At 28.3% G+C, this 12,345-nt stretch carries 10 protein-coding genes; 4 read left to right on the forward strand and 6 right to left on the reverse strand.

What is annotated here, in order from left to right:
* Positions 1-272: 272 nt before the first annotated feature.
* From V6624_RS05660 to V6624_RS05675, 4 genes are all read left to right on the forward strand, one after another.
* Positions 273-1,694, forward strand: a complete 1,422-nt coding sequence (locus V6624_RS05660; protein ID WP_338841227.1) for a hypothetical protein — start codon at positions 273-275, stop codon at positions 1,692-1,694.
* 434 nt (positions 1,695-2,128) lie between these two features.
* Complete coding sequence (locus V6624_RS05665; RefSeq protein ID WP_338841228.1) at positions 2,129-3,613, forward strand: P-loop ATPase, Sll1717 family; 1,485 nt, start codon at positions 2,129-2,131, stop codon at positions 3,611-3,613.
* 180 nt (positions 3,614-3,793) lie between these two features.
* Positions 3,794-4,351 carry a hypothetical protein gene (locus tag V6624_RS05670; RefSeq protein WP_338841229.1) on the forward strand — a complete coding sequence of 186 codons (558 nt, stop codon included), beginning with the start codon at positions 3,794-3,796 and terminating at the stop codon, positions 4,349-4,351.
* Between the two features lie 186 nt (positions 4,352-4,537).
* Complete coding sequence (locus tag V6624_RS05675; protein ID WP_338841230.1) at positions 4,538-5,359, forward strand: hypothetical protein; 822 nt, start codon at positions 4,538-4,540, stop codon at positions 5,357-5,359.
* A 47-nt stretch (positions 5,360-5,406) separates the two neighbouring features.
* On the opposite strand, the gene V6624_RS05680 is transcribed toward V6624_RS05675, so the two are convergent.
* The 6 genes from V6624_RS05680 to V6624_RS05705 form a co-directional block, all read right to left on the reverse strand.
* Positions 5,407-6,141 (reverse strand): TatD family hydrolase, encoded by a 735-nt coding sequence (locus V6624_RS05680; RefSeq protein ID WP_338841232.1) that lies wholly within the window; start codon positions 6,139-6,141, stop codon positions 5,407-5,409.
* Positions 6,134-7,432, reverse strand: a complete 1,299-nt coding sequence (gene qatC, locus V6624_RS05685) for a Qat anti-phage system QueC-like protein QatC (protein ID WP_338841234.1) — start codon at positions 7,430-7,432, stop codon at positions 6,134-6,136. Before qatC ends, V6624_RS05680 begins: the two co-directional genes overlap by 8 nt.
* Positions 7,429-8,247 (reverse strand): Qat anti-phage system associated protein QatB, encoded by an 819-nt coding sequence (gene qatB / locus V6624_RS05690; RefSeq protein ID WP_338841235.1) that lies wholly within the window; start codon positions 8,245-8,247, stop codon positions 7,429-7,431. The genes qatC and qatB overlap by 4 nt, the downstream gene beginning before the upstream one ends.
* A 6-nt stretch (positions 8,248-8,253) precedes the next feature.
* On the reverse strand, positions 8,254-10,068 hold the full coding sequence (locus V6624_RS05695; protein WP_338841236.1) for a KAP family P-loop NTPase fold protein: 1,815 nt from the start codon (positions 10,066-10,068) through the stop codon (positions 8,254-8,256).
* A 387-nt stretch (positions 10,069-10,455) separates the two neighbouring features.
* Complete coding sequence (locus V6624_RS05700) at positions 10,456-11,241, reverse strand: hypothetical protein (RefSeq protein ID WP_338841237.1); 786 nt, start codon at positions 11,239-11,241, stop codon at positions 10,456-10,458.
* A 178-nt stretch (positions 11,242-11,419) separates the two neighbouring features.
* Complete coding sequence (locus V6624_RS05705) at positions 11,420-12,313, reverse strand: hypothetical protein (protein ID WP_338841239.1); 894 nt, start codon at positions 12,311-12,313, stop codon at positions 11,420-11,422.
* Between the last annotated feature and the right edge of the window lie 32 nt (positions 12,314-12,345).

The following is a 12,345-nucleotide window of genomic DNA, read 5'->3' on the forward strand; positions in this document are numbered from 1 at the left end:
CCATAATTAAAGATAACAAAAAAGCCTAAGAAGATTATTCTTAGGCTTTTTTTCAAAGTGACCTTGACGGTACAGAATTCGAACCTTTTGCTCGAAGATTTAAAGATTTTAAATGATGTCTAGTTTTGTGATATAAAGTTTAGACATCTATTTGTTAATTGTATCTCTACTAATTCATTAAAATACTATCAAAATTTACACTCACAATAGTTCGAAATGCATTCAACAAATAAAAAGTGCACTTGGTCATTTATGAAATAAAATTCCTATTTTTGAAAGAACTAGAACGTTTCGCGACACAACCAAAAAAACTTAATTCAGATATGACAATTGAACAACAGAATAATGTATTAATACAAATTGAAAATTTACTGAAAATAGATTTGAATAAAAAAATCGCAGAAATTTATCCCGAACAAACAGAAATTGGGAACATCCAAATTTCAAAAATGACAGTCTCAGAATTTTTAAATTTGACTAAAAGGTTATTAAATCAAATTGCTTCTGAATTAAAAAGTGAAAATCGCTTAATTTTACCATTTACCATCTCTACACCCGAACTTGGTCAATTTAATTTGGATCAAACTGTAAATGAACTTAACTCTCAAATTAGTAATAAACAGTTAGCTAATGCTGAAAATTCAGTCATGAAATTAGCTCAATATTCATTACAAAATGGATTTTATGATAAAGGAAAATATAAAATTCATCCGATTGACAGTTTGAAATTAGAAAAACAAAAAGAAAATCTTGATATAATTTCAGCAAATTACGATCAATTGAAAATTAAATATGAAAATTTGATACGTGAACTAGAAACAACAAAATCGACTTTAAATGACTTTTATTCTCAAAAACAAACTGAATTACAACAAATCACGAATAATTTAGATAGTACTAATTCTAACAATACTCAAGTTCAGAATTTACTTACTCAATCTTCTCAATCACAAACAAAAATACTAACACTTTCGGAACAAGCTGAAAAAGAAAAAAATAAAATTGATCTATTAAAAACTGAAATTGATAAAACCCACTTAGAATTAAAAAATAACTCAAATTCTTTAATTTCTGAACTCGAAGATTCCGACAAAAATTTCAAAACAAAATTTACAGTTTTTATAGAAAAATTGAATTTCATTGAAGGTAAGACAAAATATTTTGACGAAAGAAATGAATATTTAAATAATTTAATAGGAAGAGAAGTTGGGGCGTCATTATTTGAAACTTTTAAACAGCGAAAACAAGAATTAAATTCTCCTCTAAACTTTTGGAAATGGAGCGTTGCATTTATGTCTATTTTAACGTTTATAATAATTTTATCAATATTTACAAACTTTTTTGGTTTATTTGGTGCAATAAGTACAGAATTTCATTGGGAAAATATTCTTGTAAATACCTTAAAATCTTCACCATTTTTCTTCTTATTGTATTATACAATTGCTCAATATAATAAGGAACGAAATTTTCAAGAAGAATATGCATTTAAATCTGCTTCAGCATTAACAATAAAAGCTTATGCTGATATTATTAATGATTTAGAGAAAAAAGACGACTTAATATTAAAAGCTGTATATGGTTTATATCGCAGTCCTATTTATAGTAAATTAAAATCAACAAAAGAGGTAAATTCTGCTTTAGATATGATTGGAGAAATCGTAAATAAAGGAACAGAAATATTTGCAAAAAAGTAAGTACGATCCCACGCTCCCGCACAAATCCTTTCGTGTTACACAAAGTGAAGCGACAAAAAATTAAAACCATCATAAAAAAAGTTCCAGATTTTTCTGAAGCTTTGTCTTAGTAGAAGGAAGCATTCAATTATCTAACCACTTTATTGAAGATTATTAAAGTATTTTAGCATCCGCATCTTAATTTTTTTCGCTTTTTGTTTGTTTAGCTGTTCATAAATTGCTAAAAAGCACTAATCAATTTTAAAGTCCTTTTGATAGTTTGTAGTGAAAAAAAAATGAAATAAATAATGCGTGAAATTTATCACACATATCTACTTGAATTTGGATGGCTTTATGTGGTTTTGTAACACATATAAATAAGTTAGTGGTAATTTTCTCGCAGACGAATATGTTAATGAGAAACTTAAATAATATCTTTGAATAAATTAAGTCGTATGTCAAAACTAGAATTACTACAAAAAATAAAATTCGGGCAAAGAATAGCTGAAGAAGAAACAGAATCTCTTATCAATTATTTTGTCGAAACAGAAGATTGGCGACAATTATACAGTGGAGAAATAGATGTTATTTATGGTCCAAAAGGAGCTGGAAAGAGTGCACTTTATACTATTCTCGAAAAATACCGTGAAGATTTATTTTTTCATAAGAATATAATTCTTACTACAGCTGAAAACCCTAGGGGAAATACCGTTTTCGAAGGTTTGACAGTTTCTCCACCAACTGGAGAAACGGAGTTTGTTAGACTTTGGAAACTATATTTTTTAGTAATTACCATTACAATTTTTAATGATTGGAAAGTAACAAACAAGCAGTTAAAAAAATTAAATGATCATTTAGAAGAAGCTAAATTAATTCCGAGACAACCAGGTTTAAAAGCTATTTTACGAGCTTGTAGAGAATATTTATCAAAACTTGAATCTATATCTCCAAATATAGAAATAGATAATATGACAGGAAATCTTAGCGCTGGCTTAAAAATAACTTTCCAACAGCCTACTGATGAGGAATATGACGCAGGAATGATTTCTATCGATGAACTTTATCAACTTTTAGAAGACGGTTTAAATGAATCTAAATTTAATTTATGGATTGCTGTAGACCGTTTAGATGTCGCTTTTACTGAAAATCTGGAATTAGAAACAAATGCTTTAAAAGCTCTTTTTAAAACATACCGGGATTTATCCAACTTGCAACATTTAAAAATTAAAATCTTTTTGAGAGATGATATATGGAAAAGAATTACTGAAGAAGGTTTCCGAGAAGCAAGTCATATTACAAAAACATTAACAATTCTATGGAGTAAAGAATCATTATTAAACTTAATCACTAGAAGGATATTAAACAATACAGAGCTCGTGGATAATTATGAAATTGATGTTGAGGATATAATGTCAGATTATCAAAAGCAAGAGGAGCTATTTTACACTTTATTTCCTGACCAAATTGATGTAGGTGACAAAAAACCAAAAACTCTAGATTGGATTTTAAGCCGTCTTCGTGATGGAAAAGGTATAATTGCACCTAGGGAGCTAGTTCATCTATTTAATGAAGCTCGGCAAGAGCAAGTTAAAAAGATTCAATTAGGGCAAAATGATTTAGAAAAGGAAAATATTATTGGAAGACAAGCATTCAAAAATGCCTTAAATGAAGTGTCAAAAGTAAGATTGCAACAAACAATTTACCCAGAATATCCCTCTTTAAAAGAATATATCGAAAAATTAGAAGGTGAAAAAACTGAACAAACTGTTCAAAATCTTAGTAAAATTTGGGGATTAAGCATCGCCGAAGCTGGAAAAATTATTAAAAAGCTTTTAGATATTGGTTTCATGGAATTAAAAGGAGAAAAATCAAATCAGAGATATTGGGTACCTTTTATTTATCGCGGTGAATTAAATATGAGCCAAGGTAAATCTGAATAAAAACTACCACTATAGCCGTTTGGCTAGATTGGAGTTTTAGGCTGAATTTATAGATGGTTTTGTATCTGAAAATTAGTCATCAACAAAATGTAAGGCTTATTTAATCCCCAATCTCGCCAAGCGCCAGAACGTTATATGCAAGCTAAAGAAACCCGTATCTAAATAACAAATTTTTAAACAATGGCAATAGAAATAAAATCATCATCAAATGAAATCGATATCTTATTTACGAATTCCATTAACCGAATATTTACTAATGTAGATGAAAGTTTTCTTGAAAATATTCATATTGTAATTACTGACTTAGGAAATATACCTAGATTATTCCCTTCTAATGCAATACCAAATGAATATCATCTTTACAAACGCATTTTGGCTAACAGTTTTGGCATTACTCAACCCAAATATTTTATTGGTGGAGATAGAAAACACTTACTTGTAATTAATATACAAAACATTCAATCATTGAGATTAATTGATAGTGAATTAGATGCAGTAATAGCTCATGAATTAGGTCATATTCTAAATGCTCCAGAAAATGGAATCGAAGATTATAGTAATCACACAGAATTCTACGCAGATTATTTTGCAAAATCTCTGCATTTCAAAGATGATCTTTTAAGCAGTATAGAAAAATATTTGAAGCAGGATAATGCAACTAATATTGATCTATTTCAATTACGCATTGAAAAACTTAATAGTGATGAAATATATAATGGAATAGTCAAAGCACTATAAATAAAATAGCCAGCACATAACGGCCACAACGGATTTGGGCATATGGCTTAATAGAAAGTTGGTTTTGTACTTGGAATGATTTGGCAAATCCGAAGAATGAGCTTAATTTAGTCCCAAACCCGCTGTAGTGCCAAGACGTTATGCATCAGTTTGCAAAAACGAAAACGAATCAAACAGTAAGCAATATTGGAAGTATTTTTAACAAAATCAGAAATTGAAATTATCGAGCTAGAAGCTAGAAATAATTCTGTTTTCAAAAATTATGGAGTAAGCGTCTTTAATGTATCAAAATTAAACTGCCTAAGCATCGTAACAATTTCAGATAAAAATCTAATTTTAATTAAAGGTAATTTAGATACTGCCTATGAACATATCAAAGTTAGGCACAACTATTGGTCAACTCAACCTTATCCAAAAGGTGACGGATTTCAAGCCCAAAGTAAATTTCCAATAGATATTAATCCAACAAATTTTATCAAAATTGCCGACTCAATATATTCGCCAGAAAATTTTGTAGCGGACAATGAACATAAGGATTCTGACAAATTTGAAAAATATTTTGGTCTCTATTCTTTTGATGATAAAACGGAAGAAAAAATAAATCTAATTTTATATAAAGGAACAAAAATAATTCACTCATTATATCCGCAAAGTAATAAGCATAACAAAAAAAGAAAGAGAACTAAATACCCATTTTCTAGAGGTATTGTAGAAATATCAAATTTAGATCCAATAAGTAAAATTAAAGAAATACATATACCTTATTTTGGAACTGATTTAAAATTAAAATATTCGATTCTAATAGAAAAATTCATATTGAAAGAAATTGAAGAATGGAGAATTTTGGCATTTGATGACAATAGAAATTATAAATTTGATTATTATATTGGTGAAAAAAGAATAAGCAAATTCAGAGGAGAAACATCTGAAAGAATTTCATATCAACATTGTGATTTAAAAAATATTGAAGAGTTAATGCTAAAAATTGACCAAAGCGAAAATATATAAAAAACCGAACGCATAACAGCTAAGTTGTGTTTTTATTCTAACTCGTATTAAGCATTATTTAATAAAATTTTAAAATTATTGTATAAAATATGAAGCATCGCTTCAAAGCTTATATTTTTGATGGCTGCTAATTTTGTAACTACTTTATCTATTTCAAGTGTGCTGAAAGGTTTTTTATTTATAAGTATAAAAGGAGAATCTGATTCAAGCAGTAGTCTTTCATTTGGTATGCTCTCAATAATTTTTTGCCCTGAAGATGAAGTGACCATAGCATAATTGATTGAAAAATAAGCTCCATTAGATATTCCAATATGTAGATCTTTCAGGTTTCCAGAATACCAGTGTAAAATATACTTACCATTAAAATTATTACCAATAATTGAGATCACTTCTTTCGCACTTCCTCTAGAATGAATAGTCAAGATTTTACCCCCTATATCATTACATCGAGATATTAACTCTTCAAAAAAAGTGGTTTGCAAGACTTTAGAATCTTTACCGATTTTAAAGTCTAGACCTACTTCTCCAATATATCTTGCATCAGGTAATAGTTTCCACATCTCAGGTATATATTTTTGATACTGATCAATCAATTCAGGATGAAATCCTAACGCTGGCTTGATATATTTTGAATCGACTTTTGTTATTAACTTTTGATATAAGACGGGTAAGTTGGTAACAGCAATAGTATATATTCTCTTCTTCTCTATTTCCTGAACAGTATAATCAAAACTTTTTAATAAGTCTAAATGGGAATGTGTATCAAATAAAAAATCACTCATTTTGCAAATCTAAAAAATTAGATAGTTCCTGCATACCTCTTTTGTATAAATCATTATATTTATCTAAATCCTTTACTAATTGACCTGCAATTTGAATTCTAAATTTGCTTGCCTTATTATCTTCATAGTCCTTAACTCCAATTTTAAATGATCTCAATTCAACTTTTGCTTTTTTATTCTTGTAATTTAAATCATTATAATCTGTATTATCATCGTTAAAAGCTTTCAAAATGGAAGCGCGTCTTATAGTACATGGCAAACACGTACCACAATGTTTAGGTTTATTGCCCTTAATATACCTAACTTGATCTGGATGCGAACAGGACATAGTATAAAAATAATTATCCTTTATAAAACTCTCATCTTTGCAATTGATCAACATCTCTCCTTTTGTAAAAAACTGAAAAGGATTATACAAAACAATATCAATACTTAAATTATTTAGAAGCAGTTGTAATTGTTGCATATAATATGGGTGGGTCGTTCTTGTACTACTGCTCCCTAATCGTGAATTAGTAAGTGGTATATTTAAAGATATAAGTCCATTTTCAGGAATATATAATTTAACTCTTTTTTTCATACATGAAGCTAAAATAATAGCATGAGTAAAAAACATAAATGAACGGGTTCTTGTACTATCTTCTTTCCCTTTTTGTGGAGCTGCATGAAAATTAAAGAAATTTTTCTCTTCAATTTTAAATTTTTCCTGAAGCAAGCTATTTACTTTGTCTTGGAATGGTTTAACTCCTTTACCCCCTCCGTAATGTCCCACAAATGCAACATGTTTATTTTCGACTAACAAATCGACAGCTCCTATAAACGAATCTAAGCCACCTGAAAGCATACAAAATGTATCGGTTTCAAACTTTTCATCGATAAACCATTTAGGTATTTTTTCCGATATTTTAACTTCTTTAGAATTTAAAGTCCTTTTTCTAAACTCTATTTCCCATAAATCACCACTCAAATATGATAATGTGGTAATTAACAAATGTTTGTTTAAATTCCATTTTTCAATTTCAATTACCGGTATATATATTTTAATTTGTCTCGTCCAATTATCATATGTTCCTTTTCTTGAAATTACTCTATCTGCATAGTAAACCATCAGCGATATATACCATAAATCTAAAGCTTCATTTTGAAAAAAATGAGGCATTTTATAAAGTCTCTTATATCTATTGAAAAAAGTATGGTTATACTCCTTTTTTGATGTCAAATCTACCTCAAAATCACTATCCTGAACACTGAAATTGTCATCTGTATTTAATTTAAAAACTATTTTACTCATTTTAAATCCTCCATTACTTTATAACATTGATTATATAAACTTTCCACTTGCTTTTTTGAAAATTCGCTATTCGTCATATCAATCCCTAGGAATGTAATTTCGACCTTAGAATTAATATATTCTTTTAATTCCTTTTCTAGTTTAACTGCATTTGCTGAATTTAAAGAATTTGCTTCTATTCTGCTTCCAAGATCATTTAACAATCGCTCGTAAATATAACTTTCAACATACAAAGGAATTATTTGTTTTACGGTCCCTTCATCTAATTTATCAATTGATTCAATATTTATGTTGTCATTCTCTATTAATTCATATAGTTTTTCCATTGTAACAATCAGAGCTTTTCGAGCAATTGAATCTTCCTTTGTTATGGGATTGGGTGCGAGATAATTAATCAGATCGTTAAGAACTTCGCTCGTCGATCTATTTTTATATTCTATTTTAAGATTTTCAAGTGATTCCTTAAATCCCTGAGTGGAAGCATTACTTAGAAAGTTTCCTAATCCAACAGTTGTTCTTATTCCTGATACTGCATTCTTTGCTGCTGATTTAGAGCCTCCATAGGCTTTAATATATGTAGATACTGCTCCCCTAGTATTTTTAGAAGTACCAGATGCTAATTTGGAAAAATTTCTTTTAGTGTTTTCCCATTTTTTATCAATTGGCTTTCCATTTCCTTGATTACCTTGATCATTTTCTGGATTTTTATCCCCATCATTATTATTCCCGACACTATCATCAAAATCATCAGGAAGTAATGGATTACGTTGACCATTACCATCGGAATATCCATTGTACATACTTGAAGTTCCCATATTTGCTTATTTATTTTCCAGCGCAATTGCCGTTTTTAATTTAGGACTCTCCTTTTCCCATTTACTTGCTAACTCTTTAATTTCAGTTAATTTATTACTCTGTTTACCAAATTGAAAAACACTTGGTATAAATGAAACTTTTATTCTTTCAGCTGGCAAACTTGACAATTTAGAAATTGCATCAGTATAAAGTTGTTCTCTTGTAGCTGACCATTCAATAAACGACTTGAATAAATTAATATCAATATCAGAAGAAGATTCTATTGAAAAGAAAACCGACTTCAAAACTTCTAAAGATTCAAACTCACTAATATTAGAAGATTTTTTTACAGCTTCTTTTCTTTTGGAATCAGACTGAGAAAGCAAATCAGTTAAAACACTTAATGCTTCTGTACTTAAGGACGTAACAGATTTAATTGAATTATTTTGGAGACTTTCTCTTGTAAAATAGAAGTAAGGTTGCAAATCAAAATCAGCCAATTTAGGTTCTATATTTAACCAATTTTGAAACCATTCATCTTCTCTCCACAATTTTAACACATCGACATCATTCCAATCATTGTTTTCTATTAATTTAAGCTCTTTAGGTTTGCCTTTTTCATTTGATTGTAATTGCCCAATCTTTTTAAATACATCGTCTTTAAAATATTCGATCAACATTATTTTTGCTAATGCCTTTTTATCTAAATTGATTTTCTTTAACTCTGCCATTTTTAAACGCATTGACAGAGAGTTTAAAAACCTTTTACAATGTCGTGGATTACCATTTAAACTACTTGAAAGAACTGACGACAATTGTTTTGATAATGAAATAGTTTCTTTAATTTTATTTTCGTCAAGACTAACAAATTTTTCTTTTATTAATTCATATGTAATTTCAAAATCTAAAAAATTATCTTGTCTCCCTTTTTTGATAAATTGAAGTATCTCACTATAGTCGTCTCTAAACTCATTTTGGAAAAACAAACAGGTAATATAGAATTTCACTTCATTAATCCCTAATTGAGGAATTTTAATTGGATATTGAATCATTTTTTCTAAATATTCCTTTCCGATATCGATTTGATTACCCTTTACCTCAGGAAATTTTGTTCTTACGGCATACATTACTTGTCTTTCATCTGCACCTATTATAAATGATGTACCTTTAATAAAAAGAAACAATCTAATAGCTTCTAAGGTTTCCAATATAGTATCATGATTACATCTATCTAATTCATCAATAAATACAACCAATTTTTTTATACTGGTTTCTTTAAGTAATTTTTCGAAATCATTTCTAAATTCTCTCAAATTCTTTCTAACCTCATCTTTTTTAGATGCCTTTTCCAAAATTTTCTTTATATCTTCACTTTTTACATCTTCTGTTAAAGATTTTGTCTTATTAAGAACAGTTTGAACAGTTATATCTGCAATAGTTCCAATTCCACCTGTTAATAATATATCAGCACCATATTTTAATCCTTTACTTGCAACATCAAGATAATTAAGATTATTAAAAAGCTTTTTTAAAGTAGATTTTGCTTTGGCAGTAAGCTTTTTGTTTTCATTTATTTTGTCTAAAATACTACCCAACAAGGCTGTTTTAGCATCTTCATAATCTTCAAAAAGCCATCCATTGAATTTAAGACACAGATAACCTTCTTTTTTTTCATAATCTTTCAACAGCATTTCAACCAAACTCGACTTACCACTTCCCCAATCCCCATAAACACCAATAGTGCAAGGTGATAAAGACTCATTTTCAATAATATCTTTTGTTATTCCTATTAGATAATCAAAATCTAACAGATCAATATCAGTTTCACTATCTTTCCACATAATTTATTTTGAAATTGGATTATATAATATTTTGTTTTTATAATATTTTTTAGTCATCAACAAATATTTAACTTTAATTAATACTTTACTTACGGAAAACCATAAAGCAATTAATTTATAATGGTACTTCTCAAAAATATCAATTAAGTTGTATTAATTAACGGGTATAAATACCTGAATTAATTATAGGAAAAGAAAGAATGCAACAAACTAGTTTTAAAAATTTGATGTAATAAAAATGTAGAAACTAATAATGAAATAAAATAGAAGAATTTGAAACATAAACTTTAACATTTTGAGCATTAATGACTCAATGCAGTATTTAGTTTAATATTAATATCGCTTACTATTCTAAGAACTCTGAATATGTAATTTTTTTTACTCTTTTTAGTTCAGAAAATCATCTTTTGAATTTTCTTCAAGTAGTTCATTATAGCGAGCCATTAAGGGAGTTTTTTTTGTTGTATCAATAATTCCGTCGGAGTTAATGGATTTTAGCAACTTTAAAGAGGCTCTTACATTTCTTCTAAAGTTATCTAAAGTTTCTTCTCTAGTAGTGTTTTTTGAGTCAAAAATATCTGACACTGCTACAAATGTTCCTATACATTGCAGACCAATTTCATCTTGGATATAAAAATCATTATCTTGAATAAATTGGGCAACTTGCAATCCTATATAGTAACCGATATTATGTCTTTCTTTGTTCGAAATTCCAGTTAAATTGATGAGTTCATTAATCAATGAGTTCGCTTCTGAAACTTCATTGAATAATTTTTCATTTACTTTTATTCTACTTTCAAAAAGAGAGCTGTTATAATGTTGATTGAAATCATTGTTAATAATTGAAAGAGACTCATTTTCTGCTTGTGATTTCCACTTCAATAATTCTTTAGGGGAATATCTACAAATATCCGTATCTATTAATTTTGCACAATTTTGACAGAGCCATATCCCATTTTGAATACTTTTTCGATCTTCAGATTTCATTTCTTCACAATACCGTGGCCCTCCAATAGATGCAGCGTGAATATGTGCTGCAACGCCCAAATTTATTGTTTTGTCAATTAATGTATGAGCGCCAATAGTTATTTTCTTGCATTTTGGATTTGAACATTTATAGCTTACCCTTTTTGCAAGTATTTCTTTAGCTGGTTTGGAAAAATCATCTCTCATTTTATTTTTGCTAGATTGATAATTAAAATCGAATTAAAAATACAAATAAAATAGTAATTTAGAGCTTACAATTAATTCTCAGCCATTGTTGTCGTAACAATTTGCAATTAATTAATTGAGTATGAGGTGCACTAGGGCTATGTATTTGAAATATAATAAATTTCAAATACAATAGTAACTAATTATTGGTCTCTAAATACCTATACTCAGATCTCACTTTTTGCTTTTTTTCCTCAGTGTCTGCCATATCTAACATTCTTTGATATAGGTTTGCTTCGAGATAATGTGTCTTTTCACCAACATGATAAAAGTCAGTAATGAAATCAATTGATAATTCAAATATACCTTGGTTAATTAGAAAAAATTCAGGTTGAAAAATTATAACAGTATCATCTTCTAAATTGTCATCATATTTAACAAACTGTTCTTTAAAGTTTCCTGGTATACTGCTAGTATGCTCAACATATTTGTAAAGAGGTTCTAGAATTCTAACTTGAAAAAGAGAGTTGTAATGTTTTCTTATTTTCATAGTTTCCACTGCTTTTTGATAAATTACTGAAAGTTTATGAGTACGTGGAGTTTTTATACCATTCAGTGATAGGTATGCTTTACAAAATACTTCTATATAGAATAATATATTTTGAAACAAAGCAGGTGTTAATTCACTAAGATATCCAAAAGAGTATCTATCTATATCATAAATATTTTCACTATTCATTGTTTCGATAGATTTTTTCATCAACAATGAAAGTACGGTATATTGAGTGAGGCAGGCATTAACTGCGCTATTATTAGTAGCTTTACTTTTTGCAATCAAACCAAATGTACTAATCCAAAAATACCCAAATTCACTTTCAGCAATATGTAAGTTACGTTTAGCGTCGAAAAAATAAAACCTTTTCATAAATTCTTCGTAGTCAATTTCTAATGATTCAAGTAAGGAGATAAATAGATTTCTTTCAGAAAACTTAAATTGCTTTGCAAACATCTGTCCTTGAGCAAATTTTTGTACCCATTCATCTAATTGACTTTTTTCTGAAATTATGATATATTCTTCATTATTATATTTCATAAGTTAAGCAGTGTGGATTTAATAAATTGTAT

Origin of the sequence: Flavobacterium ginsenosidimutans (genome assembly GCF_037478105.1) — a bacterium.
In the GTDB taxonomy this organism is placed as follows: domain Bacteria; phylum Bacteroidota; class Bacteroidia; order Flavobacteriales; family Flavobacteriaceae; genus Flavobacterium; species Flavobacterium ginsenosidimutans.

Bases quoted from the DNA above. Each gene is read 5' to 3' on its own strand.
- V6624_RS05665 (WP_338841228.1), top strand. From the start codon at position 2,129: ATGTCAAAACTAGAATTACTACAAAAAATAAAATTCGGGCAAAGAATA.
- V6624_RS05670 (WP_338841229.1), top strand. From the start codon at position 3,794: ATGGCAATAGAAATAAAATCATCATCAAATGAAATCGATATCTTATTT.
- V6624_RS05680 (WP_338841232.1), bottom strand. From the start codon at position 6,141: ATGAGTGATTTTTTATTTGATACACATTCCCATTTAGACTTATTAAAA.
- qatC (WP_338841234.1), bottom strand. From the start codon at position 7,432: ATGAGTAAAATAGTTTTTAAATTAAATACAGATGACAATTTCAGTGTT.
- qatB (WP_338841235.1), bottom strand. From the start codon at position 8,247: ATGGGAACTTCAAGTATGTACAATGGATATTCCGATGGTAATGGTCAA.
- V6624_RS05695 (WP_338841236.1), bottom strand. From the start codon at position 10,068: ATGTGGAAAGATAGTGAAACTGATATTGATCTGTTAGATTTTGATTAT.
- V6624_RS05700 (WP_338841237.1), bottom strand. From the start codon at position 11,241: ATGAGAGATGATTTTTCCAAACCAGCTAAAGAAATACTTGCAAAAAGG.
- V6624_RS05705 (WP_338841239.1), bottom strand. From the start codon at position 12,313: ATGAAATATAATAATGAAGAATATATCATAATTTCAGAAAAAAGTCAA.